The sequence below is a fragment of the Ruegeria sp. CF5 genome (assembly GCF_056537325.1).
This window is the reverse complement of sequence record NZ_JBQFRI010000015.1, coordinates 21,454-47,837: the sequence shown is the minus strand read 5'-3', so window position 1 is coordinate 47,837 and position 26,384 is coordinate 21,454. Positions and strand designations below refer to the sequence as shown.

27 protein-coding genes and 1 pseudogene are annotated in these 26,384 nt (G+C 59.2%); 17 read left to right on the top strand and 11 right to left on the bottom strand.

Annotated features, from left to right (window positions below; genetic code table 11):
- The first annotated feature begins 7 nt into the window (after positions 1-7).
- The 4 genes from ACR0NW_RS22460 to ACR0NW_RS22445 all read left to right on the top strand — a co-directional run bounded on the left by ACR0NW_RS22460 (position 8) and on the right by ACR0NW_RS22445 (position 2,702).
- Positions 8-1,219, top strand: coding sequence for an NAD(P)/FAD-dependent oxidoreductase (locus ACR0NW_RS22460; protein WP_480452914.1), 1,212 nt, complete (start codon positions 8-10; stop codon positions 1,217-1,219).
- Entirely contained in the window at positions 1,216-1,776 is a 561-nt protein-coding gene (gene rsmD, locus ACR0NW_RS22455; protein WP_480452915.1) for a 16S rRNA (guanine(966)-N(2))-methyltransferase RsmD, read from the top strand. The genes ACR0NW_RS22460 and rsmD overlap by 4 nt, the downstream gene beginning before the upstream one ends.
- 86 nt (positions 1,777-1,862) lie before the next feature.
- Positions 1,863-2,498 carry an HAD family hydrolase gene (locus tag ACR0NW_RS22450; protein WP_480452917.1) on the top strand — a complete coding sequence of 212 codons (636 nt, stop codon included), beginning with the start codon at positions 1,863-1,865 and terminating at the stop codon, positions 2,496-2,498.
- A gap of 24 nt (positions 2,499-2,522) precedes the next feature.
- On the top strand, positions 2,523-2,702 hold the full coding sequence (locus tag ACR0NW_RS22445; RefSeq protein ID WP_170656281.1) for a hypothetical protein: 180 nt from the start codon (positions 2,523-2,525) through the stop codon (positions 2,700-2,702).
- Here the strand turns inward: ACR0NW_RS22445 and map are convergent.
- Both map and ACR0NW_RS22435 read right to left on the bottom strand, forming a co-directional pair.
- The gene (map, locus tag ACR0NW_RS22440) at positions 2,690-3,502 is read right to left on the bottom strand and encodes a type I methionyl aminopeptidase (protein WP_480452919.1); all 813 of its coding nucleotides are present in this window, start codon (positions 3,500-3,502) and stop codon (positions 2,690-2,692) included. The two genes, ACR0NW_RS22445 and map, sit on opposite strands and share 13 nt — an antisense overlap.
- 377 nt (positions 3,503-3,879) lie before the next feature.
- The gene (locus ACR0NW_RS22435; RefSeq protein ID WP_480452921.1) at positions 3,880-4,764 is read right to left on the bottom strand and encodes a LysR family transcriptional regulator; all 885 of its coding nucleotides are present in this window, start codon (positions 4,762-4,764) and stop codon (positions 3,880-3,882) included.
- 102 nt (positions 4,765-4,866) lie between these two features.
- Here ACR0NW_RS22435 and ACR0NW_RS22430 point away from each other — a divergent pair, with 102 nt between their 5' ends.
- From ACR0NW_RS22430 to ACR0NW_RS22405, 6 genes are all read left to right on the top strand, one after another.
- A complete protein-coding gene (locus ACR0NW_RS22430) occupies positions 4,867-6,309 on the top strand; it encodes an aldehyde dehydrogenase family protein (protein ID WP_480452922.1) in 1,443 nt (480 codons plus the stop codon).
- Positions 6,309-7,286 (top strand): membrane dipeptidase, encoded by a 978-nt coding sequence (locus ACR0NW_RS22425; RefSeq protein WP_480452924.1) that lies wholly within the window; start codon positions 6,309-6,311, stop codon positions 7,284-7,286. Before ACR0NW_RS22430 ends, ACR0NW_RS22425 begins: the two co-directional genes overlap by 1 nt.
- Complete coding sequence (locus ACR0NW_RS22420; RefSeq protein WP_480452926.1) at positions 7,283-8,968, top strand: hypothetical protein; 1,686 nt, start codon at positions 7,283-7,285, stop codon at positions 8,966-8,968. Before ACR0NW_RS22425 ends, ACR0NW_RS22420 begins: the two co-directional genes overlap by 4 nt.
- The gene (locus tag ACR0NW_RS22415) at positions 8,965-9,594 is read left to right on the top strand and encodes a DUF3726 domain-containing protein (protein WP_480452927.1); all 630 of its coding nucleotides are present in this window, start codon (positions 8,965-8,967) and stop codon (positions 9,592-9,594) included. The genes ACR0NW_RS22420 and ACR0NW_RS22415 overlap by 4 nt, the downstream gene beginning before the upstream one ends.
- 12 nt (positions 9,595-9,606) lie before the next feature.
- The gene (locus ACR0NW_RS22410; RefSeq protein ID WP_480452929.1) at positions 9,607-10,617 is read left to right on the top strand and encodes an Ldh family oxidoreductase; all 1,011 of its coding nucleotides are present in this window, start codon (positions 9,607-9,609) and stop codon (positions 10,615-10,617) included.
- 78 nt (positions 10,618-10,695) lie between these two features.
- Positions 10,696-12,510 carry a BCCT family transporter gene (locus ACR0NW_RS22405; protein WP_480452930.1) on the top strand — a complete coding sequence of 605 codons (1,815 nt, stop codon included), beginning with the start codon at positions 10,696-10,698 and terminating at the stop codon, positions 12,508-12,510.
- 185 nt (positions 12,511-12,695) lie between these two features.
- Here ACR0NW_RS22405 and ACR0NW_RS22400 read toward each other — a convergent pair.
- The 3 genes and pseudogenes from ACR0NW_RS22400 to sfsA all read right to left on the bottom strand — a co-directional run.
- Positions 12,696-12,825, bottom strand: a pseudogene (locus tag ACR0NW_RS22400) (IS5/IS1182 family transposase); the annotation flags it as partial.
- Positions 12,813-13,955 (bottom strand): amidohydrolase, encoded by a 1,143-nt coding sequence (locus ACR0NW_RS22395; protein ID WP_480452932.1) that lies wholly within the window; start codon positions 13,953-13,955, stop codon positions 12,813-12,815. The pseudogene ACR0NW_RS22400 and the gene ACR0NW_RS22395, both read right to left, overlap by 13 nt.
- An 81-nt stretch (positions 13,956-14,036) precedes the next feature.
- Entirely contained in the window at positions 14,037-14,738 is a 702-nt protein-coding gene (gene sfsA / locus ACR0NW_RS22390) for a DNA/RNA nuclease SfsA (protein ID WP_480452934.1), read from the bottom strand.
- Between the two features lie 50 nt (positions 14,739-14,788).
- Between sfsA and ACR0NW_RS22385 the strand changes: the two genes are divergently transcribed.
- From ACR0NW_RS22385 to ACR0NW_RS22365, 5 genes are all read left to right on the top strand, one after another.
- Entirely contained in the window at positions 14,789-15,511 is a 723-nt protein-coding gene (locus ACR0NW_RS22385; RefSeq protein ID WP_480452935.1) for a competence/damage-inducible protein A, read from the top strand.
- A complete protein-coding gene (locus ACR0NW_RS22380) occupies positions 15,508-16,218 on the top strand; it encodes a GNAT family N-acetyltransferase (RefSeq protein ID WP_480452936.1) in 711 nt (236 codons plus the stop codon). The genes ACR0NW_RS22385 and ACR0NW_RS22380 overlap by 4 nt, the downstream gene beginning before the upstream one ends.
- A gap of 16 nt (positions 16,219-16,234) precedes the next feature.
- On the top strand, positions 16,235-16,807 hold the full coding sequence (locus ACR0NW_RS22375; RefSeq protein ID WP_480452937.1) for a peroxidase-related enzyme: 573 nt from the start codon (positions 16,235-16,237) through the stop codon (positions 16,805-16,807).
- Complete coding sequence (locus ACR0NW_RS22370; protein WP_480791953.1) at positions 16,804-17,706, top strand: OmpA family protein; 903 nt, start codon at positions 16,804-16,806, stop codon at positions 17,704-17,706. The genes ACR0NW_RS22375 and ACR0NW_RS22370 overlap by 4 nt, the downstream gene beginning before the upstream one ends.
- A 69-nt stretch (positions 17,707-17,775) precedes the next feature.
- Positions 17,776-18,495, top strand: a complete 720-nt coding sequence (locus tag ACR0NW_RS22365) for an SDR family NAD(P)-dependent oxidoreductase (RefSeq protein ID WP_480452941.1) — start codon at positions 17,776-17,778, stop codon at positions 18,493-18,495.
- Positions 18,496-18,551: 56 nt separating this feature from the next.
- Here ACR0NW_RS22365 and ACR0NW_RS22360 read toward each other — a convergent pair whose 3' ends face one another.
- Positions 18,552-19,457: a LysR family transcriptional regulator gene (locus tag ACR0NW_RS22360; RefSeq protein WP_170656185.1), complete on the bottom strand. Its 906-nt coding sequence runs from the start codon at positions 19,455-19,457 to the stop codon at positions 18,552-18,554.
- Positions 19,458-19,687: 230 nt separating this feature from the next.
- Between ACR0NW_RS22360 and ACR0NW_RS22355 the strand changes: the two genes are divergently transcribed.
- A complete protein-coding gene (locus ACR0NW_RS22355) occupies positions 19,688-20,128 on the top strand; it encodes a DUF4399 domain-containing protein (RefSeq protein WP_480452942.1) in 441 nt (146 codons plus the stop codon).
- Between the two features lie 24 nt (positions 20,129-20,152).
- On the opposite strand, the gene ACR0NW_RS22350 is transcribed toward ACR0NW_RS22355, so the two are convergent.
- Positions 20,153-21,064 (bottom strand): AEC family transporter, encoded by a 912-nt coding sequence (locus tag ACR0NW_RS22350; protein WP_170656182.1) that lies wholly within the window; start codon positions 21,062-21,064, stop codon positions 20,153-20,155.
- Positions 21,065-21,161: 97 nt separating this feature from the next.
- Positions 21,162-23,189, bottom strand: coding sequence for a 2,4-dienoyl-CoA reductase FMN-binding domain-containing protein (locus ACR0NW_RS22345; RefSeq protein WP_480452944.1), 2,028 nt, complete (start codon positions 23,187-23,189; stop codon positions 21,162-21,164).
- A gap of 132 nt (positions 23,190-23,321) precedes the next feature.
- On the opposite strand from ACR0NW_RS22345, the gene ACR0NW_RS22340 reads away from it, so the two are divergent.
- Positions 23,322-23,810, top strand: coding sequence for an RNA pyrophosphohydrolase (locus ACR0NW_RS22340; protein WP_480452946.1), 489 nt, complete (start codon positions 23,322-23,324; stop codon positions 23,808-23,810).
- Positions 23,811-23,833: 23 nt separating this feature from the next.
- Here ACR0NW_RS22340 and ACR0NW_RS22335 read toward each other — a convergent pair whose 3' ends face one another.
- From ACR0NW_RS22335 to nth, 3 genes are all read right to left on the bottom strand, one after another.
- Positions 23,834-24,490: a hypothetical protein gene (locus tag ACR0NW_RS22335; protein ID WP_480452947.1), complete on the bottom strand. Its 657-nt coding sequence runs from the start codon at positions 24,488-24,490 to the stop codon at positions 23,834-23,836.
- Positions 24,491-24,602: 112 nt separating this feature from the next.
- Complete coding sequence (locus ACR0NW_RS22330) at positions 24,603-25,592, bottom strand: adenosine kinase (RefSeq protein WP_480452949.1); 990 nt, start codon at positions 25,590-25,592, stop codon at positions 24,603-24,605.
- On the bottom strand, positions 25,589-26,233 hold the full coding sequence (gene nth, locus ACR0NW_RS22325; protein WP_480452950.1) for an endonuclease III: 645 nt from the start codon (positions 26,231-26,233) through the stop codon (positions 25,589-25,591). The genes ACR0NW_RS22330 and nth overlap by 4 nt, the downstream gene beginning before the upstream one ends.
- Positions 26,234-26,384 lie beyond the last annotated feature (151 nt).

The window sequence follows — 26,384 nt, the reverse complement described above, 5'->3', positions numbered from 1 at the left end:
GAGGATTATGAGCCATATTGTCGTGATCGGTGCAGGGCAGGCGGGGGCGTCTCTGGTTGCAAGGCTGCGCAAAGACGGATTTGACGGGGATATCACTCTGATCGGGGCCGAGCCGCATCCGCCCTATCAGCGCCCGCCGCTGTCCAAGGCTTATCTGCTGGGCGAGATGGAGCTTGAACGCCTCTTTCTGCGTCCCGAAAGCTTTTATGACGAGCAGAACATAACCCTGCGTCTGGGCGAGCGTGTAAGCGCAATCGACCCGCAGGCCAAAACTGTTTCGATCGGGGACGAAGTCGTGTCCTATGACCATTTGGCCCTGACCACCGGATCCGACCCGCGTCGCCTGCCCGCTGCAATCGGCGGTGACCTCGAAGGCGTACACGTGGTGCGTGATCTGGCCCATGTGGACAGCATGGGTCCGTGGGTGACCGAGGGCGCGAAGGCGCTGATCGTCGGCGGCGGCTATATCGGGCTCGAGGCTGCGGCGGTCTGCGCCAAGCGCGGGGTCAAGGTGACGCTGGTGGAAATGGCCGACCGCATTCTGCAACGTGTCGCGGCGCCTGAAACCAGCGATTACTTCCGCGAACTGCACACCGGCTATGGCGCTGATATCCGCGAGGGCGTGGGCCTGGACCGGCTTGTCGGCGAGAACGGCAAGGTGACGGGCGCGATCCTCAGCGACGGAACTGAACTGGACGTGGATTTTGTCGTTGTCGGTGTGGGCATTGCACCATCGACGCAACTGGCCGAGATGGCAGGGCTTGAATTGGACAACGGCATCAGGACCGACGCACAGGGCCGCACCTCGGACCCGTCGATCTGGGCCGCGGGCGATTGCGCCTCATTCCCGCACCGGGGCGAGCGTATTCGTCTGGAAAGCGTGCCCAACGCCATCGATCAGGCCGAGATCGTGGCCCAGAACATTCTGGGCGCGGACAAGGATTACACTGCGAAGCCATGGTTCTGGTCGGATCAATACGACGTCAAACTGCAGATCGCGGGCCTGAACACCGGCTATGACCGCGTCGTGACCCGCGAGGGCGAAGGGCAGACGGTTTCCTTCTGGTACTACAAGGGCGACCAGCTGATTGCGGTTGATGCGATGAACGATCCGCGTGCCTACATGGTGGGCAAGCGTTTGATCGAACTGGGCAAAACCGCCGATCCTGCGGTGGTGGCCGATCCTGCTGCCGATCTGAAGCCGCTGCTCAAGGCGTGAGGATCATCGCCGGAGCATTCCGGGGCCGCGCTCTGACCTCGGTCGGCAAGGGGGATGCAGGTGCACACCTGCGTCCCACCACGGACAGGGTGCGCGAAAGCCTGTTCAATGTTCTGACCCATCAGATCGACTTTGAAGGGCTGCGCGTGCTGGACCTGTTCGCCGGGACCGGTGCACTAGGGCTTGAGGCACTGTCGCGCGGAGCAACTCATGTGACCTTCGTTGATGACGGGCGCGCTGCGCAGGGCCTGATCCGCAAGAATATCGACCTGACCCGCAGCGCTACCCAAACCGACCTGATCCGGCGTGATGCAACCCGCCTTGGCGCCAATCCCGGCGCGCCCTGCGATCTCATCTTTCTGGATCCACCCTATGGCAAAGGGCTGGGCCAAAAGGCGCTGACCGCTGCGGTCACCGGGGGATGGGTGGCGGCAAGCGCCCTTGTGGTCTGGGAGGAAAACGCCCCCATGTCAGCGCCCGAAGGATTCGATCTGCACGACAGCCGGAAGTACGGCGACACGCATATCTCATTGATGTGGCGGGATGTTTCAGACTGAAACGATCCAAGCGCCATTGCGCCGACCGCAACATTGCAAGCCGTCGGGCCTTCTGCCAAACCACGTATGGCGGACAGGAGGCGTAAATGCACGATCTGGTAATCTTCGACTGCGACGGCGTTCTGGTTGATAGCGAGGTTCTTTCAAATCAGGTCATGACCGAAAGCCTTGCCCGCTATGGTCTGAACCTGTCACTGGCAGAGTGCATGTCATTGTTCGTGGGCTCGACAATGACCAGGGTGCAGGACACGGCGCGGGCCATGGGGGCTGATCTTCCGGGAAACTGGATCGAAGAGGTTTATGATGAAACCTACGCCCGCCTGCGCGATGGCGTGCCCCTGATCAAAGGTATCCCCGAGGTGCTGGCACATCTGGACGATCACGGCATTCCGTATTGCGTCGCCTCGAACGGCAGTCCGGACAATATGCAGATCACACTGGGGCAAAACAATCTTTGGGACCGGTTCCAGAACCGGATGTTCTCGGCCCATGTTCTGGGCGTCGGCAAGCCTGACCCAACCCTGTTCCTGACAGCTGCGCAGCAATTCGGGGCCGCGTCATCGGTTGTCATCGAAGACAGTGCCAGCGGCGTTCGGGCCGCAATGGCGGCGGGGATGCGTTGCCTCGGTTACGCCGAACACGATGATGGCGCAAAGCTCGGCGCATTGGGGGCCGAGGTCTTTCACGACATGGCCGAGGTTCCTGCGCTTTTGGGACTTTGATCCGAACGTGCTAGATTAGCGCCCATGGATCAGACATGGACGCCCCGGATGTGGGCACTCAATCAGGATGCCGACATCAAAACGGGCCCCGAGCCAACGCCGCTCCGCGCGCCCGTTTTCATTCATGACGCGGTGACGCCATGGGGCAGGGATACGATGCTTCTAAAGCTCCTGCGGGAACAGAGCAGCGATCAGGATGAATAGGTCGGGTGAAACTTGCCGCCGGGCGACAGGGTAAAAATCTCGACCCCATCTGCGGTGACGCCCACCGAATGTTCGAACTGCGCCGACAACGACTTGTCGCGGGTCACGGCGGTCCAGTCATCGGCCAGTGTCTTGGTTTCGGGGCGGCCAAGGTTCACCATCGGTTCGATGGTAAAGAACATGCCCTCTTCCAGCTTGGCACCCGTACCCGGACGGCCATAGTGCAGCACATTCGGCGGCGCGTGGAATACACGTCCCAGGCCATGCCCGCAGAAATCGCGCACAACGCTCATCCGATGTGATTCGACGTAAGACTGAATGGCGTGGCCGATATCGCCGAAGGTGTTGCCCGGCTTGACCATCTCGATGCCCTTGAACAACGCGTCATGAGTCACCTGAATCAACCGCTCAGCCTTGCGCGGCAGCTTGCCTGCCACATACATCCGGGATGTATCACCAAACCAGCCATCGACGATCACGGTCACGTCGACGTTCAGGATATCGCCGTCCTTGAGCCTTTTGTCGCCCGGAATTCCGTGACAAACCACATGGTTGACCGAGATGCAGCTGGCGTGCTGATAGCCCTTGTAGCCAATCGTTGCCGATTTCGCGCCTGCATCCTCGACCATCTGCGTGATGATACGGTCGATCTCGGCCGTGCTCTGGCCGGGAAAGACATGTTCCGCAATGTCGTCGAGTATCCGCGCTGCCAAGGCCCCTGCCGCGTGCATCCCGGCAAAGTCACCCTGTTCATAGATGCGGATACCGTCCTTGGTCAGACGTCCACGATGTTCTTTCATCGACGCGGGGCTCCAAAATGTTGCGCAGCATCCTTTTTACGCTGCTTGCGCAGAAAGTACCAGAGGGTGCGGGTTTGTGGATCCTGTCTGTTAGATATGAATAATTTTTTGAATAAGAGAGATCAAAGGGCAGAAATATCAACCGTACGATCTGTGGATTTGATGTGTAATGACGTCAAAACGTGTTCCACGCCCAGATAGAGAAGCTGATGTTCACGTTGCCAGAGTACCTCGCTACGCTTGGGAAAATTCACAGATATTGCCGAAAATTTAGGGATGACCATTGTCTACTACCGGTCATGAATCCTGACCCTGACACGAGGGCTTCATTTCAAACCATCAGACTTTGGAGATTGCGACAGAATCCCCAAAAAAAGTTACTCCGTTCGCCAATCATCAATACATTCCAAAATGAACGACTTGCACGCATCGGTCTGTTCCCGAAATCGTGTTCTGTTGTGGACATACAGATAGACCTGCCTTTTGTCCGGCAGGTCGGAAACGGAACGAAACGCTATGGTTTCCGGCATAAACCGTGAAACGGTTTGGGGCAGTATCGTGACCCATTTTCCAGTTTTGACCAAAGCAATCAACGAGTATGTGTTGTGCAGAGTTATCGCCGCGCCCTCCATTGCGCTCACGAAGGCTGGGGTTTGGATATTGTCACTCAAAGCGTTCCGCACGAACGGCGCGGCAACCACGTCCTCGATTGTCGGAGGGGCCGTTTGCGTGATCAGAGGATGATCCGCCGCACATACTAGTCCGAACCGATCCTCAAACAGGGGGATCGCTTCGACCCCGTTGATCGGGTGGTGACCGGACGCGATTCCGATATCGGCCTCTCCTTCCGCAAGCGCATCCAGAACGCGTTGCGTGTCGGTATCGCGTATCTCGACTTTCAGTTTGGGATACCGGGCTGCCAAGATGTCAAGAACGGCTGGAATGATCAGCGCCCCGACTGACGGGACCGATACAATTCGAACCAGGCCGTGCTCGGTCTTTGCGGCTTCTCCGATGCTGTTTATGGTGTGTTCGAACTGGCGCACCTGTTTCAGTGCCAATTTAAACACTTCCTCTCCCAGCACCGTTAGCCGGTTCTTGCGCTCACCTTCGAACAGCGGCTTACCGATGTGCTGTTCCAACTGCTTCAGTGACATTGAAACAGCGGATTGTGTGCGGCCAAGCCGTTCTGCCGCTTCGGCAAGGTTTCCGGTTTGCGCGACAATGCAGAAGCAGCGCAGCATTTCGATCTTGATCGCCATATTTCAATTATCCTGAAGTTCGGTCAATTTATTTGAATTTGACTGATGCGGTCAAAAAAATCCATCCTTCTGTAATCCGAATTTCTGTTGGTGGAATCCAAAGTGACCAAATTGAACTTGATTGCAGGCGAGTGGCTGGCTGGCGAAAGCGAGATTGAAAACCGCAACCCGTCGGATTTGAGCGATCTGGTGGGCATGTTTGCCCAAGCCAGTGCCGATCAGCTGGACGCAACGCTGGATCAGGCCCGCATCGCACAGGCCGTATGGGCGTCCTATGGGCTGGAGCGTAAACAAGCCGTGCTTATGAATATCGGCAATGAGTTGATGGCGCGCGCCGAGGAACTGGGCACATTGCTCAGCCGCGAAGAGGGCAAACCGCTGGCGGAAGGCAAGGGCGAGGTTTTCCGCGCCGGTCAGTTCTTTACTTATTATGCCGCTGAATGCTTGCGCCAAATCGGTGAGAACGCTGATTCCGTGCGCCCTGACATCGAGATCGACGTGCGGCGTGAGGCGGTTGGCGTTGTCGCGATCATCAGCCCATGGAACTTCCCTACTGCAACCGCCTCGTGGAAGATTGCGCCAGCGCTGTGTTATGGCAACGCGGTTGTGTGGAAGCCTGCTAACGTCACGCCTGCCTCTGCTGTGGCGCTGACTGAAATCATCGAACGTCAGGATATTCCCAAGGGCCTGTTCAGCCTTGTGATGGGCTCGGGTCGTTCAATCGGGCAGCGACTGGTCGAAAGCCCCAAGGTCAACGCGATTTCCTTCACTGGCTCCGTACCAGTGGGCAAGGGTATTGCTGCTGCCGCCATTCAGAACCTGACTAAGGTCCAGATGGAAATGGGCTCCAAGAATGCTCTAGCCGTCATGGATGACGCCGATCTGGATCTGGCAGTGACTTTGGCACTGGGTGGAGCCTTTGGCGGTACAGGCCAGAAATGCACGGCCTCGTCGCGCCTTGTGGTGCATGAGGGTATCCATGATGCCTTTGTCGAGAAGCTGGTCGCGGGTGCGCAGGCGATGAAAGTGGGTCATGCGTTGGAAAACGGCACCCAGATGGGACCCGTCGTCAGCCTGCAGCAACTGTCTGAGAACCTCGCCTATGTCGATCAGGGCAAATCCGAAGGTGCAGAGCTTGCCTGTGGCGGCCAGCGGCTTGAGATGCCTCATGACGGGTTCTACATGTCTCCCGGCGTGTTCCTGAACACCACCAACGATATGCGCATCAACCGCGAGGAAATGTTTGCGCCCCTGACCAGCGTCATCAAGGTCGGCAGCTATGACGAGGCGCTGAGCATGGTCAATGACACCAACTTTGGTCTGACCTCGGGCATTGTGACCAAGTCGCTGGCCCGCGCCACCCATTTCCGCCGCAACGCGCGCACCGGTGTTGTGACCGTCAATCTGCCGACTGCAGGCACCGACTATCACGTGCCCTTCGGTGGTCGTGGTGACAGTTCCTATGGCCCACGTGAGCAGGGCAAGGCTGCTGCCGAATTCTACACCACGGTCAAAACCGCCTATATCAGCGCAGGCCCTGTCTGATGCTGATCGATGGCCTGCAATATGCCAACTGGTCGGAAAAGATCTTCCGCCAACTTCGCGAAGGGGGCGTGGACGCGATCCACGTCACCATCGCCTATCATGAAAATTTCCGCGAAACCGTTCTGAACTTTGAGAAATGGAATCGCTGGTTCGAGCAATATCCGGACCTGATCATGAAAGGCCGGTGGGCCAGCGACATTGATTTAGCAAAGGAAACGGGCCGGACGGCTGTATTCTTCGGGTTCCAGAACCCGTCTCCGATAGAAGACGATATCGGTCTGGTCGAAATCCTGCACGATCTGGGTGCGCGGTTCATGCAGCTGACGTACAACAACCAGTCCCTACTGGCGACCGGCTGTTACGAGGCCGAAGACACCGGCATCACCCGCATGGGCAAGCAGGTCATCAAGGAAATGAACCGCGTCGGACTTGTGGTCGATATGAGCCATTCGGCAGACCGCTCGACCATCGAGGCGGCTGATATTTCCGAACGTCCTATCGCCATCACGCACGCCAACCCGCACGAATGGTCTCCCGCGCTGCGCAACAAGCGCGAGGATGTGATCCGCGCAGTGACACAAAACGGCGGGATGTTCGGCTTTTCGGTCTATCCGCATCACCTGAAGGGCAAATCTGACTGCACGCTGGAAAGCTTCTGCGAGATGATCGCCCGTACGGCCGACAAATATGGGGTAAAGCATCTGGGGATTGGTACGGACCTGTGTCAGGATCAATCCGACAGCGTGGTCGAATGGATGCGGGTTGGGCGCTGGACGAAAGAGATTGACTATGGCGAGGGCTCGGCCTCGGCGCCTGGCTTCCCTCCGATGCCGCACTGGTTCCGCGACAATCGCGACTTTGGCAACATCAAAGACGGGCTTCGCGCGGTTGGCATGAACGCCGAAGAGGTGGCGGGCATCATGGGCGGCAACTGGTATCGTTTCTTCGCCGAAAACTTTGGATCGCAACAGCCATGACCACCACGCCCCAAAATGTTGAACGTCGTGAGCCTGCCCGGGTGATGCGCCTTTCGCGTCTTGGGTCTTTGCATCAATGTCGGCTCAGCTTCATGCGCCAGCTCACCCGCCGCATGGCGGCTGAGAAATGGGTCTTTTCCCGGCCCGTTTTTGATATTGACGCCAACGGTGTGGGCCACGCGGTATATTCCGCGCAAGGACCCGATCGCACCTATTCACTGGTCGCCTTCGCCCATGACCTGCCGCCCGAGCAACGTTCGGATCGCGTGATAGCCGAGGCCTGGGATGCCACCTTCGCCTTGTTCGACGGTGTTCCCACCAAGGACGATATTCAACGTCTGTCGCAGAATGTACCGCTGCAAGAGGCTGGTCGGGTCAGCGAAAGCGAGTTGTCGCTGTCGCGTGCCAACCGCTCGGTTCGGTTGTGGGCCCATGTGGTAGACCGGCTGGCTGCGGGTCAGCAGCCGGATCTCGCGCAGATCTACAAGGTTGGGTATCTGATGCGTACTACAGCGGTTTACGGGTCGGGCAAGTTCGGCGCGGCGGACCGTGAAAAAATCGCCGACCGCCCCGAGGTCAGCGGCCCGTTTCAGGCCGAGATGCTCTCGGTCTATCTGACCCGGATATTCGTACGTGATCTGGTGCAGCACATGGCAAAGGCAAAGGGCGGTGCGCAGACCGCGCAGCTTGACCCGAATATCGCCCGCTGGCTGGGGATCGGCAACTCGACCGGGCTGGGCATGGCGCCCTTCATCGTCAATCATCCGATCCTGTTCAACAATTGGATCATGGCACGTGAAGAGGCCATCGCGCGCGTTCGGTCTGTTGAGACTGCAACGGACACCGAAGTGGCCATGTTCCGCGAGGTATTCGAGCGCAGCAAATTGTCGATCTCGTGGTGGCTGTCTGAGCACCCGATCCAGATCGAAAAACTTGTCGCCCTGAATGCTGATCTGGACACGATAGCCGCGCATCTCGATCAGACAGATCTGACAAGAATCCAGCCCTGGGAACACCTGATCCAATGGTCTCAGACCGCCCTTAGCGAAGAAGGGCAAGAGTTGCTGGCCTCTCTGATCCTTGAACCATATGGCGAGTTGGTGGACGGGTTGAGCAGTTGCATGGCGGATGGCAACAGCGCGGCCTTTGCAATCGACGGTGCAATGCCGGTCAACCAGGTGCGCGAGCTGATCCGCACGAGCTTTGGCTGGGCGCTGGACCTGGATTGGAACGCGGCCGAACATTGCGCGCGCGCCTGGTATGTTTCCGAAGAAAAGCTTGAACCCCGACTGGGGGAACGGTTCGACGAACCAATCGCGGACTATGAACAACCTCTTGCTCCGGCGCGCGACGCGGCGCGTGCGTTTGACGCTCTGGACAAATGGTCGGGCGAAGCCCCGGTCGCAGAATTCCTGCTGCGCCACCCGGAACATCGCCACACGGTGCGCCGTGCGCAGATGAGCCGCGTCGCTCCGTATGGTGAAATCCGGGACAACACGATTGGCGCAGAGGTTATGCCCATCGACATGCTGCGCGCCAAACTTTCGTTTTTCGGCGCCACCCATTTCGATCCGCGTTCAGACCGCTGGGTTCGCATCTGTATGTACGCAGGCGCGCCATATCCCGAAGAGCTGGGCCCGGACAATGCCGATCTGTGGGTCTATCCGGAGCTTGCGCAATGAGCTTTTCCCTTAATGAAGTCGAAGCCACTGCCAAACGTGCAACGCGCGGTGCAGGCTATGACTGGGGTGTGGCGGAAGAGGCTGCGAAGGCGACGCGCTGGCTCTGTGCACAGGGTCTTGACGGGGCGGCCGAATTGGCACGCGTTTTGGAGCGCGGGTTTGCCAGTAATTTGGATGAACACGTCCCTAAACATATGGAATCCGACTGGGCCGGGGGCATGGACTTATGTCCGCTGATGACCGGGGCATTGCTGTCGGATTGCTCGCATTTGCTGCAATCCGGACCGAACCGGATCAGAAATTTGGCCACGCCTGCTGTCTTGCTGCCATTTGCGGCCCAAGCCGCACGTCGCCAATCCGCAATTGTTACTGTCATAGCGGGCGATTTCTTCGCTGCGACCGACGGGACGCAACTGGTACTGAAAAACGAGTGCCCCGCCCACGCAAGCGTAATCGAGGTTGCACTGGGTGACACCTTGACCAACCCGCGCGCGCAAAAGACCCGCGCGATGCCCGATCCGGCGGCATGGAACATCCTTAACCGCTTTGCGCACCGCACCTACGCCCCGGCAACGGAAGAATCCCGTCTGCTCGGCGCTGGTGCCGGGCTTTCCGACAACGACTGAAAAGAGACCGCCATGATCCAAACCCGCACCCTGTCACTTGCTGAAATCGAAGAGCTGTCTTTCCGGGCACTGGTCGCTGCGGGCACAAGCGAGGAAAACGCGCGGCCTCTGGCGGTCGCAACCGCCGCGACCGAGGCAGACGGGGTTGCCAGCCATGGCCTGGCCTATATCCCGATCTACTGTGAGCATGTTCAATGCGGCAAGGTCGATGGGCAGGCCCAGCCGGTTCTGGCAAAGCCACGCCCCGGCGTCATCACTGTCGATGCTGCCACCGGGTTTGCGCATGCAGCCATTGAGGCCGGGTTCAAAGCTCTGATCCCGGCGGCCCGCACGCAGGGAATTGCGACGCTGGCGATCCGCAACAGTTATAATTGCGGAGTTTTGGGGTATCACACTCACCGGCTGGCGCAGGCCGGGTTGGTCGGTCTGGGCTTCACCAACGCTCCGGCTTCAATAGCACCTTCGGGAGGCTCTAAGCCGGTGGTTGGGACCAACCCGTTCTCGATCGCTGCTCCAGGCACTGATGGGCAACCCGCACTGCTGATCGACCAGAGCGCCAGCACCATCGCAAAAAGCGAAGTCATGAAGCATGCCCGGGAAGGCAAGTCGATCCCGGTTGGCTGGGCGCTGGACCCCGATGGCCACCCCACCACCGACCCGAATGTCGGGCTCAAGGGATCGATGGCCCCTTCGGGGGGTTACAAAGGTGTCGGCGTGGCCTTGCTGACTGAGGTTTTGGCCGCGGCGCTAACCGGCGCCACGCTTGGAATTCACGCCTCACCTTTTTCGGGAACGGCTGGAGGCCCTCCTAAGACGGGTCAGTTCTTTATCGCGATTGACGCATCAGCGACTGCAGGTGACGTTTTTTCGACCAGAATTGCCGATCTTGTTGAAGCGATCCGATTTCAGGACGGCGCACATTTGCCCGGTGACGGTCGCCGGGCAAAGCGTTTGGCGGCAAATTCTGAAGGTGTAGCCGTCAACGTGGCAACGCTGGAAAAAATTGAGGCCCTGCTCTCCTAGGGTCCAAATGGTGAAGTTCCGGGACACCTGCCAAATCTTTTCTGGACATCAGGACACGTGCGAACAGGGAGGAAACACATGTCAATGAAGGATCCATTTACCGATCTGGAGATCAAGCGATCTTCGGGCGGCTTCTATGAAGGTCACAGCGTCGAAATTGCCTTGCTTAGCAAGTCGATCATGGTTGCGCTAGTCATCTGGGCACTGGTCTGGCCTGCAAACGCAAATGGCGTTCTGGGAAGCCTGAACTCGCGCCTATTGGAAGACTTCAATGCGTTCTACATCATTATCGTAGGCCTATTTGCCTTTTTCCTGTTTGTCGTAGCCGCGCTGCCGCAAACCGGTAAACGGCTTATGGGCCCCGAGGGTGAAAAGCCGGAATTCTCGGACTTTTCATGGTTCTCGATGATGTTCGGTGCCGGTCTGGGTGTTGGTCTGATGGTTTTTGCGACTGCCGAACCTCTGGGCCTGTGGGGATCGAACCCGGTCGTTATTGCCGGAGACGTCACCGGCAACACCGAAGATGCGCTGCAGTCCGGGTATCGTTATACCTTCCTGCACTACGGGTTTCATGCCTGGTCGATCTATGTGGTGACCGGACTTTCGCTGGCATACTACGCCTATACGCGTAACATGCCACTGACCATCCGCACTGCGCTGACACCACTGTTTGGCAAGCTGATGAACGGCTTTCTTGGCCACGTAGTGGATGTACTTGGTGTGGTTGCTACCATTTTGGGCGTGTCGGTCACCATTGGGTTCGGTGTCTCGCAGTTCATTGATGGCCTTTATGCCATTTCGGGAATGGAATGGATGATGGACATGACTGGTGACACTCCGGCTCCCAGCACCGTTGGCTTGCTGGCAGGTCTGATGGTGATCATGGGGCTGTCCATCGTTTCAGCGGTTTCGGGTGTTGGTCGGGGTGTCAAATACCTGTCAAACCTGAACCTGGTACTTTCGCTGATCCTGCTGCTGGTCTTCGTGGTTTTTGGGTCGTTCTTGTTTGCCATGACAACCTATGCAACGGCATTCGTGGATTACATCCTGCACTTCATCTCGCTCAGCTTTGGTGCTTTTAACCCGCAATCGGCTGCAGCGTTTGATGCGGCTCTGCCCAGCGAAGCTGCGCCGTTTGCCGATGCGCTTTATGCCGGTGCGACCAATCCTTGGGGGTCGTTCGACGGGTTCGTGTCGGGCCTGGAAGGCGATGCTGCAGCACTGCCGGAATCGGTTCTTGCGTCGGTCTACGCCGCAGGCGATCCGGGCCGTCAGTTCGGTTGGCAAGCAGGTTGGACCACGTTCTACTGGGCTTGGTGGATTGCGTTTTCGCCCTTTGTGGGGCTGTTCCTGGCGCGCATCTCCAAAGGTCGCTCGGTACGTGAGTTCATCATCGGCTGCGTGTTTGCTCCGGCACTGGTCTGCTTTGCATGGATGACCATTCTGGGTGGCACCGCCATCGATCTTGAACTGAACGGTACCGCCGAGGGCGCCATCATCGGTGCGTCGAATACCGCCAAGCTGTTTGTCACCCTGCAGGAAATGATCGCCGGCGGTCTGTTGTCGGGCGTTACAGTGATGTGTGTTGTCCTGATCATGACCTTCCTGGTCACATCGGCTGACTCGGGCATTCTGGTGATGAACACCATCATGTCGGGTGGCGATCAGAACATCGGCAACAAGCACAAGATCATCTGGGGTCTGATCCTGACAGCGGTGATTGGCGCTCTGATTCTGGCTGCAGGCGAGAACAATCCAATGGATGCCTTGCGGAACGCGATGATCATCGGCGCATTGCCCTTCACGATGGTCATGGGTCTGATGTGTGTGGCTCTCGCCAAGGCCCTATACCGCGACAGCCTACGTCAGAAATTGACAGCTCCGGCTGAATAGACTCGATTCCGGGCGGCTGAACCATGGCTGCCCGGATTTCCGCCAACGGGTTTTGTTCTCGAAATTCGTGGTGCTCTATTTCGAAGTCTTGGTTGAATGAAGAGTACGCGCCGTAGCTGCGGGTTCAGGGTCAGGACTCATATCCAGTAGATGACAGTTGCTGCGAGTGTCATGGCTGACAGGAAGCCCTTGCATCGGCCGATCAGTCGGCCCCTCTTTTTGGGCGCTCAAGCTGGACGCGGTGCGATGTGCCTTGAGATAGGTCGCGTCGATCATGACCGTCTTCTCTTCACCCCACTCACCTACCCCCGCACCGGCAACCGGTCGCGCACCAACGCTTTCCAGAATCCGGCGCCGATGGGCAGGATCTCATCATTGAAATCATAATCACTGGCATGCAGCGGCTGGCCGTGCGCTCCGGTTTCCCCGTTGCCCAGTAACAGGAAACATCCCGGAACTGCGGCGCTGAAATGGGCGAAGTCCTCGGAAAAGCTCATCGGTTGCCGGTCCGGGATCGTTTCCAGCCCCTCGGCACGGGCGGCGCGGGTCACGGCCTGCACCGGGCCTTCGGCGTTGATCGTTTCGATGAACTCGGTGTTGTAGGAAACGTCAACGGTCACACCATGCGCTGCCGCTACACCCGAGGCGATCTGGCGCATGAAGCCTTCGATGTTTTCCCGGTCTTCGGGGCTGCGGGCGCGGACGTCACCTTTGAGCGTTGCGGTTCCCGGCAACACGTTGCGCTGTCCGTCGGTCAGAAACTCGGTGACAGAAACCACCGCCCCGGCCCCGGGGGGCAGCTTGCGCGACACGATGGTCTGCAGCGCCTGAACCAGTTCCGCGCCGATGGTGATGGCGTCGCGCCCGGCCTGGGGCATCGAGGCATGGCCACCCTGACCCCTGATCGTAATCTCGAACAGGCTTTCCGATGAGCAGATCAGCCCGGTCCGCGTCGAGACCTGTCCGACAGGTGCACCGGGAAGGTTGTGGATGGCATAGACCTCATCCACCGGAAAGCGCTCCAGCACCCCCTCGTCGATCATCGCGCGTGCACCCAAACCGTGTTCCTCATTCGGCTGGAACAGGAAAATCACCGTGCCGTCAAAATCGGGATCGGCGGCCAGTTCTTTGGCGGCACCCAAAAGCATGGTCATGTGGCCGTCATGCCCGCAGGCATGCATGATGCCCGGCGTCTCTGACGGGTAATCGTGCTGGCTGGTCTCATGGATCGGCAGGGCGTCCATATCCGCGCGCAATCCGATTGCCCGGTTGCCCGTTCCCGCCCGCAGAACACCGACGACACCGACGCCTTCGTGAACCTCCAGCCCCAGATCGCGCAGAATTTCCGCCACTCTGGCCCTTGTGCGGTTTTCCTGAAACCCGAGTTCGGGAAAGCGGTGAAACTCATGCCTGAGTGCGATGAGTTCGGATTGATCAGGTGCCAAGAGTTTCTCCTCGATAGCCAAACAGCCAATGATGCGACCTTAGCGAAACGCCCGCCACGGGCAATCACAGATCGGTCAGGGTCACACGGGCCGCAGCGCGTTGGCAAGCCAGACCCCTTCGGGTGAGATCCGCGTCCCGTATACCAGCCGCTCGACCCCCTGCGCCTGCGCGGCGTCGAACGCCGTCGCATAAGCCGGGTCGATATCCGCAGCCAGCGCGAACATGTCGCAATCGGTGCGCTGCACCAGATACAGCATGATGGCCCGGTGTCCCTGCGCCACCATGGTTGCCAGCTCTCCCAGATGTTTGGTGCCGCGTGCTGTGACGCTGTCGGGAAATTCGGCAAGACCCGTCTGGCGCGACAGGGTCACGCTTTTGACCTCGACATAGGCGTCGGGCAATCCCGGCCCGCTCAGCAGAAAGTCGATGCGGCTTTTCTCGCCGTATTTCACCTCGGGCCGCACGGTTTCATACGCGGCCAGTTCGGTAATCTCTCCGGCCTCCAGCGCCGCCCGCAGTGCTCTGTTCGGCACCGAAGTATCGACCCCGGTGAAATGTCCGTTTTCATGATCGACCAGCCGCCAGCCGTATTTTAGCTTTTTCTTCGGGTCGTCATTGGGCTCCAGCCAGATTTTCATCTCCGGCTCGGCCAGCCCCATCATGGAACCGGGATTGGCGCAATGGGCCGTCACCTCGCGCCCGTCCTCAAGGCGGCAGTCGGCCAGAAAGCGTTTATAACGGCGGATCAGGCGGGCGGGAACAAGAGGGGTTTCAAAGCGCATGTCCAAGCGCCTATACCTGCACACAAGTTCGTTCAAGAGGAGAGGGTGCCATGGCCAATCCAACCGCCGCAATGCTGGTGATCGGGGATGAGATTCTGTCGGGCCGCACCCGTGATGCCAATATGCATTTTCTGGCAGGCGAACTGACCAAACACGGCGTCGACCTCAGAGAAGTGCGTATCGTCAGCGACGAAGCGGACGCCATCGAAAGATCGGTCCGGGACCTGTCTGAAGGCTTCGATCACGTCTTTACCAGCGGCGGTATCGGCCCCACCCATGACGACATCACCGCCGACTGTATCGCCCGCGCATTCGGCGCCCGGCTGGATGTCCGCGACGATGCCCGCGCGCTGCTTGAGGCGCATTATGAAAAGACCGGGCTTGAGCTGAACGAGGCGCGCCTGCGCATGGCACGTATACCGGACGGGGCAGTGCTGATCGAAAACCCGGTCTCGACCGCACCGGGCTTCACTATCGAAAACGTCCATGTGATGGCTGGGGTTCCAACGGTTTTTCAGGCGATGGTGGCCAGCGTGCTGTCAACCCTGACCGGCGGCGTGCCGCTGTTGTCGCAATCCCTCAGGGTGGATCGTGGCGAGGGGGATATCGCGCCGACACTGTCATCCCTGGCCGAGGATTTCGATGATTTGTCCATCGGCTGCTATCCCTTTCAGGTTAATGGCGTATTCGGGGCGAATGTGGTCATCCGCGGCACGGATGGCGGGCGCATCGATGCTGCTGTGACCCGGCTGGCGAAGGAGCTTGAGCTTTGAGCGTCAACTGGGCCGATGTGGTCGACGGAACATGGCCTGCTGCGCATTATGAAACGCTTGGTCCGTTTTTGCTGCGTCAGGGGCAGGGCGGCGGGTCGCGCGTGTCAGCGGCCAGCCCGACAGGCACCTTTACAGCCTCCGACATCCTCGCCGCCGAAGCGAGGATGCAGGCAATGGGCCAGAAGCGGATTTTCTGCCTGCGCCCGGGGGATGAGGACCTGGACGCGCAACTGGCGGACCGTGGCTATGACATCCTCGATCCGGTCAACATATACGCCTGCCCGGTCGAACATCTGACCGATATCGCCATTCCTCGCGTTACCGTTTTCCCGTTATGGGAACCGCTGGCGATCATGCGCGAGATCTGGCAGCAGGGAGGCATAGGCCCTGCGCGGCTGGCGGTGATGGACCGCGCACCCGGCCCGAAAACCGGGCTGTTGATGCGCCACCGCGATCAGCCCGGCGGCACCGGGTTTGTCGCCATCCATGACGGCATCGCCATGATGCACGCACTGGAAATCCTTCCGCATCAGCGCCGTCAGGGCCTTGGCCAGTGGGCCATGCGCGCCGCGGCCTTTTGGGCGCTGGACAACGGCGCTCATACCCTTAGCGTGATCTGTACTAAGGCGAATGAAGGGGCGAACCGCCTCTACCTCTCTCTCGGAATGCCAGTCGTGGGAGAATATCATTACCGCCAGCTTGCCTGAGGGGAGAGAGACAGACGTGACCGATCAGAAACAGCCCACGGCGCTGAACCTGCCGATGGTGGACCCGCTGCCGCCCGAGACGCAGAAATACTTTGATATCTGTGTCGAAAAACTGGGCATGGTACCGAATGTGCTTAAGGCAAACGCGTTTGATATCAACAAGCTGAACGCATTCACCGGGATGTATAACGACCTGATGCTGGCCGATAGCGGGCTGTCCAAGCTGGAACGCGAGATGATCGCCGTCGTCGTGTCCTCGATCAACAAGTGCTTTTATTGCCTTGTGGCGCATGGGGCCGCCATCCGGCAAATGTCCGGCAATCCGCAACTGGGCGAGATGCTGGTGATGAACTACCGCGTGGCGCCTCTGGATCAGCGTCAGCGTGCGATGCTGGATTTTGCGGCCAAGATGACCACCGCCAGCGCCGAGATCGAGGAACCCGATCGGCAGCGCCTGCGCGACGCGGGTTTCTCTGACCGCGACATCTGGGACATCGCCAATGTTGCCGGGTTCTTCAACATGTCCAACCGCGTGGCCAGCGCCGTCGCGATGGAACCGAACGAAGAATATCACGCCCTGTTCAGATGATCCTTCGCCTTATCCTCTGCGCCGCTTTTGCGGCGGGACCAGCCTTGTCCCAGGAACTGACCTTGCCCGCCAGCGCCAGACAGCTGTCGGATCGTGTCAGTGAACTGGACAGCTATGATCTGCCGACAGGCGTGTTCGCCAATGGTGTCGTGCCGTCGAAAACGGTCGAAGGCCGGGTCGAGCGTCGAACCTGGGGCATCCAGTCCGGCTCAGCTACGACGTTGCAGATACTGGCCCCGCTGCGTGACCAGATCGAGGCGCAGGGATACAAGATCACGATGGAGTGCGAGGCGCAGAAATGTGGCGGTTTCGATTTCCGCTTCGGAACCGAGGTGGTGCCGACCCCGGACATGTACGTGGCCATTCACGACTATCGCTTTCTGACAGCCGAACGCGACGGCACCGTCTTCAGCCTGTTGATCAGCCGCAACCCACCCGACGGGTTCATTCAGCTGATCCGTGTCACACCAGCAGATGTCAAAGCCGAACCGCCGCTGGTGGTTGTCGAAGCGGCCTCGGGTCCGGAACCCGTGCTGGACGATCTGGAACGCGACGGCCATGTCATCCTGAATGATCTCGAATTTCAGACCGGCTCGGCAGCGCTGGGCGCAGGGCCGTTTGCTTCGCTCAAATCCCTTGCCGATTTCCTGACCGAAAATCCGGAGATGCGTCTGGCGCTGGTCGGGCATACGGACGACACCGGCGCGCTTCAGAGCAACATCGCCCTCAGCAAAAAACGGGCCGAGGCGGTGCGTGATCGTCTGATCTCGGGCTACAGCGTGGTGGGCGACCGGATCGAGGCGCAGGGCGTCGGGTATCTTGCGCCTTTGACGTCGAACCTGACGCCCGAAGGCCGTGACCGCAACCGGCGGGTCGAGGCGGTGTTGCTGGCAAACTGAACCCCGCTCAACCGGCTGTGTTTTGCGCGGGCTTTGGAATCCTGTCATGTTGCGGCAGGAGGAAATGCCATGCCGGACTCTTCGGAAAAACCAGCTGCCCTGATTGTCGGCGCGGGGGCGGGCCTGTCAGCCTCGCTTGCGCGTGAGCTTGCGCAGGCGGGTTACGCCCTGCACCTGACCGCCCGTGATACGTCGGACCTGCAGGCCCTTGCGGAAGAAACCGGTGCGCAGTTGCACCAACTGGATGCCACAGATGCCGCGGCGATGGCTGCCCTGATTGCCGGATTGCCCGGCGAACTTCGCGTCGCCTGCTACAATCCGTCGGCGCGCCAACGCGGCCCGGTCATCGAGCTTGACCCCGAAACCGTGCGCAAATCGGTCGAAGTCACGGCCTACGGCGCATTTGTGACGGGGCAGGCCGCCGCCCGGCGCATGCTGGCGCAGGATCTGTCGCCTGACCGGCGAGGCACGATCCTGTTCACTGGCGCTTCGGCAGGCGTTAAGGGGTTTCCGCTGTCAGCCCCCTTTGCGATGGGTAAGTTTGCCCAACGGGGACTGGCGCAATCCATGGCCCGCGAACTGCATCCCAAGGGGATACATGTCGCCTGGATCAACATCGATGGTGGCATTCGCAACCCCAACCGCGCTGGCCGCATCGACAGCGCCGACAACCCCGACAGCATGCTAGACCCGGATGCAATAGCGCGGGAATACATGCACCTGATCAATCAGGATCGCACGGCATGGTCGAACGAACTGACGCTCAGGCCCTGGGTCGAAAACTTCTGATCGCGACAAAAAAACCCACGCCAGAGGCGTGGGTGTCTAAGGTGGTCTGGGAGAAATTACCAGTCCATCGGTCCCTTTTCCGCATAGGAATCGACGAGAAAATCAATAAAGGCCCGTACCTTGGGCTGCGTGAAGCGCCCCGGCGGATAGACCGCATAGATGCCCTGTATCTCGTCCGGCAGCGACGGCATTGCGTCGACAACCTCGCCGCTTTTCAGCGCGTCGGCATAGAGATAACTGGGCAGATAGGCGATTCCCAACCCCGATATTGCGGCGTTGAGAAGCGACTGACCGTCATTCACACTCAGCCACCCGGCAGTGCGAACTTGCCTTTTTTCCCCTGAAGGTGCGGTCAGCTTCCAGACATTGCCCGAAGACTGGCTGGAATAATGCAAAAGCTTGTGTTCGTTCAGTTCGTCGATGCGCTGGGGGCGGCCATACCGTTCGATATAGCTGGGCGCCGCGACCATCCGCTTGACGGTTTCCGTGAGTTTGCGCGCGCGCAAGGTGCTGTCTTCCAGCTCGCCAATGCGGATGGCGACGTCAAACCCTTCCGAGATCAGTTCGACAAAACGGTTGTTCAGGACCATGTTGACCGTGATGTCGGGAAAATCGGACAGGAATTGCGACAGAACCGGCGACAGGTGATTGACGCCGAAATCGGTGGCCACACTGATCCGCAGCAGCCCCGAAGGTGCCGATTGCATCGACGTGACCAGCGCATCCGCTTCGCCCGCGTCGTTCAGAACCCGCCGTGCGCGGTCATAATAGGCCAGCCCGATTTCGGTCGGCGACACGCGTCGCGTCGTGCGGTTCAACAGGCGGGCACCCAATCGCGCCTCAAGGCTTGAGACGTGTTTGGAAACGGCCGATTTGGAAATACCCATCTTTTTGGCCGCATCGGTGAAGCCACCCTGATCCACCACGTTGGCAAAGGCTTCCATTTCGGTGAGTCGGTCCATACTCGCGTCCCCAAGGTGTTGTTTGTCGTACCGTACATTCGCTGCAAATCTGGGCGAGAACGGGGCAGACATGGGATAATATCAGGGATTTAGTTGGGATCGTTTGCGTGTCGGAAACGCGGAAACAATGATTAAGCGGCCCCTCACGGGCCTTTTAAGTCTGCGTGAACTGGACATTTTCCCTTACGTGCTATCCTGAGAATGGCATTTTTGTGACCAGGGAGGATATCATGAGGGCCTTTATCGCGACTGTTTCCGTCTGTTTGTTAGCAAGCTTTGCGCATGCCGGGGGGGAAACGCCGTCCAACCCCGATGCCAAGGTCTATTTCGTCAATCTGGCTGACGGTGATACCGTGACCGCACCGGTTACCATCGTATTCGGGCTTAGCGGCATGGGCGTCGCACCGTCCGGGACCGAGGCGGAAAATACCGGCCATCATCATCTTCTGATCGACCGCCCGCCCCTTGGCGAGGGTGAGGACGGCGCAGACGAGTTGTCCTATGGCCTGCCGGCAGACGACAACCACCTGCATTTCGGCGGCGGCCAGACAGAGGTAACGATCGACCTCGCGCCGGGCGAGCATACGCTGCAACTGGTGCTGGGTGATTACGGCCACGTCCCCCATTCCACCCCCATCGTTTCCGATGTGATAACGATCAAGGTGGAATAACAATCGGGCAGTAAAACCGTCGCGCTAAAAGGCTGCCCTTGTCGCAAGTATCCACAAGGGCAGCGTTACGGCGCTGAGCAAGGTCGACTGCGCGATGAGTGTGGCAACCAGTTTTCGGTCGGCCCCGAAGCCAGATGCCAGAACATGCGCTGCCGACGCGGTCGGAAGTGCAGCAAACAGAACGAGTACTGGTGCAAGCCCACTGGCGTTGCCTACGACAAGGCAGACAAGAAACGTACCGCCCGGCACCAGAACCAGCCGCGACAAGCTTACATATCCGCTGAAACGATCCATTTTTGCCAAGGCGCTCCAATTCATCGTTGCGCCGATGGAAATCAGCGCAATTGGTATGGCCGCGGCGGCGACCATGTCCAGCGGTGCCATTATTGGAGAGGGAATCGAGATACCCGACAATCCCACGGCAACCCCCAGCACGCTTGCCAGCAGAAACGGGTTCAGCACGACTTTGGAAATTGTCTGAACAATGCTCAGGCTCCCGCCACGGGACAACACAATAACGGCAAGCATGTTGGCGACAGGTACTGCCATACCGATGGCGACAGCCATGTGGCCAATCGCGTCGGGTCCGATTATCTGTGACGCGACCAGCGCAATTGCCGAGTTAAAGCGCCAGACGGTTTGCCAGCCGCCCGCAAAATCAAGAAACCGGTCCGGTCCAATAGGACGCGCCAGCCATCCAAGCAGCATTGCAAAGACCAGAATGCCCCACACAGCGGGGCCAATCTGCAAAACCTCGGAAATCTCGATCGGGCGTCTGCTTGCGGCCACAAACAGCAAGGCCGGAAACAGGATCTCAAAGTTCAGCTTGTCGAGGCCCTGCCATGCATTTTCAGACAGGCGCGCCCGGATAAGCCCTCCAAGCGCGACCATAAGAAAACTCGGCGCAAGCCCTGACAGGATGGTGGCAAAGACCATGGCAGGTCGTCCCTTCAGTCAACCTGTGTTTGTCTATTGCACCTGAACCTAAGAGCTTGGTCACTAACGACACGTAGCGTCGAAATCGTGAAGCGCATCAAAGTTCTGCCGCCAGCCGCGTGCCCTGATTGATCGCCCGTTTCGCATCCAGTTCCGCAGCCACATCCGCCCCGCCGATGACATGGGGAGTGATCCCCTTTTCGATCAGGGCGTCTGCAAGCGTCCGGTCCGAGACCTGACCCGAGCACAGCACAATCGTCTCGGCCGCGATCACTGTGGGATCGGCGCGTTCCTCGCCAAAGCTGACATGCAGCCCGTCATCGTCGATACGCTCGTAATTCACGCCGCCCACAAAGTTGACGCCCTTTTTCTTCAGTGTCGTGCGATGAATCCAGCCGGTGGTCTTGCCCAGCCCCTTGCCATGCGCCTGTTTCTTGCGTTGCAGCAAAGTGACCTCGCGCGCTGCCGCTTCGGGCTGCGGGCCTTCGGGGGCCAGGCCCGAACGATGCTCGGCCGGGTCGGTTACACCCCATTCCTTCATCCACAGGGGCAGGTCGGTTGTGGGGCTGTGCCCCTCTTCCAGCAGAAACTCGGACACATCGAACCCGATGCCGCCAGCCCCGATCACAGCTGCCGTCTTACCAACCTTGGCCTTGCCGCGCAGAACATCGACATAGCTCAGAACATTGTCCCGGTCCTGTCCCGGAATCTGCGGATCACGCGGGGTGACGCCGGTGGCGATGATCACCTCGTCAAAGCCGGTCAGGTCGTCCGCGGTGACCTCACGCCCCAGTTCCAGCCTGACGCCAAGATCGGCGATCATCGCGCGGTACCAGTCGACCAGCCCCCAGAACTCCTCCTTGCCGGGCACTTGTTTGGCCATGTTCAGTTGCCCGCCGACCTCATCCGCCTTGTCGAACAGGGTCACGTTGTGGCCGCGCTGGGCGGCGGTCATCGCGGTGGACAATCCGGCAGGCCCGGCGCCGACAATCGCAACTGTCTTGGCACTCTCGGCCTTTTCGATCACCAGCTCAGTTTCGTGACAGGCGCGCGGATTGACGAGGCACGAGGTCAGCTTGCCGCTGAACGTGTGATCCAGACAGGCCTGGTTGCAGGCGATACAGGGCGCGATCTTTTCACCCTCGCCCGCCATCGCCTTGTTCACGAAATCCGCATCCGCCAGCATGGGCCGGGCCAGCGACACCATGTCAGCGCAGCCATCCGCCAACACCTGCTCGGCCACCTCGGGCGTGTTGATCCGGTTCGAGGTGATCACCGGGATCGACACCTTGCCCATCAGCTTTTTCGTCACCCACGCAAAAGCCGCGCGTGGTACACTGGTGGCGATGGTCGGAATGCGCGCCTCGTGCCAGCCGATGCCGGTATTGATGATCGTCGCCCCGGCCTTCTCGATCTCTTGCGCCAGTTGCACCACCTCGTCATGGGTCGAACCATCAGGGATCAAGTCGATCATCGACAGGCGATAGATTATGATGAAATCGGTTCCCACAGCCTCGCGCGTGCGCCGCACCACCTCGATCGGCAGGCGCATCCGGTTTTCATACGACCCGCCCCAGCGGTCGGTGCGCTTGTTGGTGTGGGTGACAAGGAACTGGTTCAGGAAATACCCTTCGGAGCCCATGATCTCGACCCCGTCATAGCCTGCCTCTTGCGCCAGCACGGCTGCATTGACGATATCGGCGATCTGTTTCTCGATCCCCTCTTCGTCCAGCTCAGTCGGCGGAAACGGAGAGATCGGCGATTTCACTGGGCTGGGCGCCACACATTTCGGCCCATAGGCATAACGACCCGCATGCAGGATCTGCATCGCGATCTTGCCGCCTGCCTCGTGTACGCGGCGGGTGACTATCGAATGGTTCGCAACTTCAGTGTCATTCGTCATCATCGATGCCCCCGGCAGCACCGATCCCTCAAGGTTCGGCCCGATACCCCCGGTTACCATCAGCCCGACACCGCCGCGCGCCCGGTCGGCATAGAACTCGGCCACCCGGTTCCAGTCGCCGGTTTCCTCCAGACCCGTATGCATCGAGCCCATCAGCACGCGGTTCTTCAGTGTGGTAAAGCCCAGATCCAGCGGGGCCAGCATGTTCGGGTACGCAGTCATGAAACTCTCCCTGAGATTTACGCCCGAAGATCACCGCAGGACCGCCCGGTGTCACGCAAAACCCGACGTCATCCCCTTTGCTGACGCGGCGGCGCTTGCTAGAGGTTGGCCGAACAACCCATGAGGCCGCGCATGACACCCGAAGAAATCGCCAAACTGCCCTATCGCCCCTGCGTCGGGCTGATGCTGATGAACGGGCAGGGCAAAATATTCGTCGGCCAGCGCAACGACCGCCATGCCGACGCCTGGCAAATGCCACAGGGCGGTGTGGACAAGGGCGAAGACCCCCGCGACGCGGCCCTGCGCGAGCTGTGGGAAGAAACCGGCGTCACCTCTGATCTGGTCGAGATCATCGCCGAAACCAACGGCTGGCTGCCCTATGACCTGCCACATGACATCGTGCCGAAAATCTGGAAGGGCCGCTATCGCGGTCAGGAACAGAAATGGTACCTGCTGCGCTTTCTGGGCCGCGACGATCAGATCAACATCCAGACCGAGCATCCCGAATTCACCCGCTGGAAATGGCAGGAACCGGACCGCCTGATCGAAGAGATCGTGCCCTTCAAGCGCGAGGTTTATGAGCGGGTGGTTGAGGAATTCAGGAATTGCCAGCCCAGATAAATCTCTTTCCGCTGCCGGAAAGGTTAACCCGCTCCTACTCGGTCAACGTTGTCTGTCAATTTGATCGCGTCGATTACTGCTTTGCCAAGTTGCCGGGTATTATGAACGCCGCCGGAGGCGTTGAATTCTGAAACGTCGAGTTTCTTTGCCAGATCACGCAGGTTCTCGATGGCGTTTTTTTGTAGCTTGCCGTTTTCGAAAACATCAATGCTCTGACAGGTGTATTGCACTATTCGACGACCGGCGAACTCAACCTCTTGTGCAATCGTGTGCCGCAAAGCGGGTTTCTGGGCTTTGGTTTTCGGCTGTTCAACGGCGTTTGTTGAGGACAGTTCCGCAGGCTCGCCCGTAATTGCGCTGAAGTCGTTTGCGATCACGCTCGCGCGTACCTTGCTGGGCAGGCAGTTCCCGCCGTGTTTGTTTTCACTGTACGCGTTTTTGGCCTGAAGTTTGTCGAGCAAATAGAACGTCGGCTCAAAAGTCCGCAGATTCAATGCGACGAATAAAATGAAATCTGCGTCTGCCTTTGTGTTCATGTTAACAGGCCAGCGGCCGATCTCTGATAGCCTGTCGATGTACTGTCTGGTTTTGACCTCAACGGTTTTCAGACCGTCTGGTGTATGCACCATGATATCGTGTCCGGGCGCACCTGGCGGGCTGACATAGGCGTGCAGACCCACCGAGATGAACTTGGCCAACGCCAGTGTTTCGCCGAGTTGCCCGGAGAGAAGATTTGTGAGTTTTTGCAATTCATTCGTCCATTGGTTCAGATTGACGCTTTCATCCGACCGGTCAGAGCAATCCCTCACCCCGCAACAATTCCAGCATATTTGCCTCGGGCCGTGGCCCGATATGGCTGATCACCTCGCGGGCGCAGATGTTGCCGATGCGGGCGCAGGTCTCGAAATCGCGGCCCGTGGCCATGCCGAACAGGAACCCGGCGGCGAACTGGTCGCCTGCGCCGGTTGCGTCCACCGGCACCACCTTTTCCACCGGCACGTCGATGCGGTCGCCGCCGTTCAGAACGGTCACGCCGTCGCCCGACCGGGTGCAGACCACCAGCGGGCAGATGGCGGCGGTTTTGGCCAGTGCCTCTTCCAGATCGTCGGTTTCAAACAGCGACTTGATCTCGGCCTCGTTGCCGATGACGAAATCCAGCTCGTTCTCGATCAGCAGCAGGAAATCGACCCGGTGCCGTTCCACACAGAAGGGATCGGAAATGGCTATCCCTGCCTGGCCGCCGCCCTTGTGGCAGTTGCGAGCGGCCTCAAGAAACGCGGCCTTGCCCTTTTCCTTGTCGAACAGATAGCCCTCAAGGAACATGATCTGGCTGTTGCCTGCCACCTCCGAGGATACGTCTTCGGACGACAGTTCTGAGGAAATCCCCAGGTAGGTATTCATCGACCGTTCGCCATCGGGCGAGACAAAGATCATCGAGCGTGAGGTCGGCAGCTCCCCTCCGGGCACTGGCGGGTTGACGAAATCGACCCCGTCCTCGTTCATTGCATCCGCATAGAACCGACCCAGCGCGTCGTCATGCACCCGCCCGATAAAGGCTGCATCCAGACCCAGCGCACCGGCACCTGCGATCGTGTTGGCGACCGATCCGCCCGGTGTCTGTACCCGGCTTTCCATGGCGGCATACAGAACCTCGCCGCGTTCCCGCTCGATCAGCTGCATGATGCCTTTTTCGATGCCCATCAGCTCAAGAAAGCTGTCATCGGCCTGGGAAATCACGTCCACGACGGCATTTCCGATGCCGACAAGCTGGTAGGTTTTCATAGGTTCTTGTCCTCAAATTCGCAAAGATCGCGGATGATGCAGGTGCCGCACATTGGCTTGCGTGCCTTGCAATGATAGCGGCCATGCAGGATCAGCCAGTGATGCGCATGCAGCTGGAAATCGGCCGGAATGTTGTCTTCGATGGCGCGTTCGACCGCGTCCACGTCCTTGCCGGGGCAGATACCGCTCCGGTTGCCGACGCGAAAGATATGGGTATCCACCGCCTGTGCCGGTTGCCGCCACCACATGTTCAGCACCACATTGGCGGTCTTGCGTCCGACGCCCGGCAACGATTGCAGCGCAGCGCGGGAATTGGGAACTTCGCCACCATACTCATCGACCAGAATGCGGCTCAGTTTGATGACGTTCTTGGCCTTGTTACGGTAAAGGCCGATCGTCTTGATATGGTCGATCAGCTTTTCTTCGCCCAGATCCAGCATCTTTTGCGGCGTGTCGGCGATCTTGAACAGCTCGCGCGTGGCCTTGTTCACGCCCGCATCCGTCGCCTGCGCCGACAGCGCCACGGCCACGACCAGCGTATAGACGTTGACATGTTCCAGCTCGCCTTTGGGTTCGGGCTCGGCTGCCTGAAACCGCGTAAAGATTTCGCGGATCGTATGATAATCGAGTTGCTTTGCCATCCTGATCGGTATGCCGCCCGAATTTATCGCTTACAAGCCAAAAGAAACGATTTTGTACACGCCGGTACGATTCGGAAGGTTGGGGGTTCGATGGACGTACAAAACAGCAGGTTTCGGGTCGCCGCAGGGGCTTGGGCGCTATAGTCTGGAG

Excerpts from the sequence above, each read along its gene's own strand:
- ACR0NW_RS22360 (WP_170656185.1), bottom strand. The coding sequence starts at position 19,457 with ATGGACCGACTCACCGAAATGGAAGCCTTTGCCAACGTGGTGGATCAG.
- ACR0NW_RS22425 (WP_480452924.1), top strand. The coding sequence starts at position 6,309 with ATGCTGATCGATGGCCTGCAATATGCCAACTGGTCGGAAAAGATCTTC.
- nth (WP_480452950.1), bottom strand. The coding sequence starts at position 26,233 with ATGGCAAAGCAACTCGATTATCATACGATCCGCGAAATCTTTACGCGG.
- ACR0NW_RS22340 (WP_480452946.1), top strand. The coding sequence starts at position 23,322 with ATGACACCCGAAGAAATCGCCAAACTGCCCTATCGCCCCTGCGTCGGG.
- ACR0NW_RS22385 (WP_480452935.1), top strand. The coding sequence starts at position 14,789 with ATGGCCAATCCAACCGCCGCAATGCTGGTGATCGGGGATGAGATTCTG.
- ACR0NW_RS22345 (WP_480452944.1), bottom strand. The coding sequence starts at position 23,189 with ATGACTGCGTACCCGAACATGCTGGCCCCGCTGGATCTGGGCTTTACC.
- ACR0NW_RS22330 (WP_480452949.1), bottom strand. The coding sequence starts at position 25,592 with ATGAAAACCTACCAGCTTGTCGGCATCGGAAATGCCGTCGTGGACGTG.
- ACR0NW_RS22415 (WP_480452927.1), top strand. The coding sequence starts at position 8,965 with ATGAGCTTTTCCCTTAATGAAGTCGAAGCCACTGCCAAACGTGCAACG.
- ACR0NW_RS22350 (WP_170656182.1), bottom strand. The coding sequence starts at position 21,064 with ATGGTCTTTGCCACCATCCTGTCAGGGCTTGCGCCGAGTTTTCTTATG.
- ACR0NW_RS22405 (WP_480452930.1), top strand. The coding sequence starts at position 10,696 with ATGTCAATGAAGGATCCATTTACCGATCTGGAGATCAAGCGATCTTCG.
- ACR0NW_RS22460 (WP_480452914.1), top strand. The coding sequence starts at position 8 with ATGAGCCATATTGTCGTGATCGGTGCAGGGCAGGCGGGGGCGTCTCTG.
- sfsA (WP_480452934.1), bottom strand. The coding sequence starts at position 14,738 with ATGCGCTTTGAAACCCCTCTTGTTCCCGCCCGCCTGATCCGCCGTTAT.
- map (WP_480452919.1), bottom strand. The coding sequence starts at position 3,502 with ATGAAAGAACATCGTGGACGTCTGACCAAGGACGGTATCCGCATCTAT.
- ACR0NW_RS22370 (WP_480791953.1), top strand. The coding sequence starts at position 16,804 with ATGATCCTTCGCCTTATCCTCTGCGCCGCTTTTGCGGCGGGACCAGCC.
- ACR0NW_RS22445 (WP_170656281.1), top strand. The coding sequence starts at position 2,523 with ATGGATCAGACATGGACGCCCCGGATGTGGGCACTCAATCAGGATGCC.
- ACR0NW_RS22410 (WP_480452929.1), top strand. The coding sequence starts at position 9,607 with ATGATCCAAACCCGCACCCTGTCACTTGCTGAAATCGAAGAGCTGTCT.
- ACR0NW_RS22435 (WP_480452921.1), bottom strand. The coding sequence starts at position 4,764 with ATGGCGATCAAGATCGAAATGCTGCGCTGCTTCTGCATTGTCGCGCAA.
- ACR0NW_RS22365 (WP_480452941.1), top strand. The coding sequence starts at position 17,776 with ATGCCGGACTCTTCGGAAAAACCAGCTGCCCTGATTGTCGGCGCGGGG.
- ACR0NW_RS22420 (WP_480452926.1), top strand. The coding sequence starts at position 7,283 with ATGACCACCACGCCCCAAAATGTTGAACGTCGTGAGCCTGCCCGGGTG.
- ACR0NW_RS22450 (WP_480452917.1), top strand. The coding sequence starts at position 1,863 with ATGCACGATCTGGTAATCTTCGACTGCGACGGCGTTCTGGTTGATAGC.
- ACR0NW_RS22355 (WP_480452942.1), top strand. The coding sequence starts at position 19,688 with ATGAGGGCCTTTATCGCGACTGTTTCCGTCTGTTTGTTAGCAAGCTTT.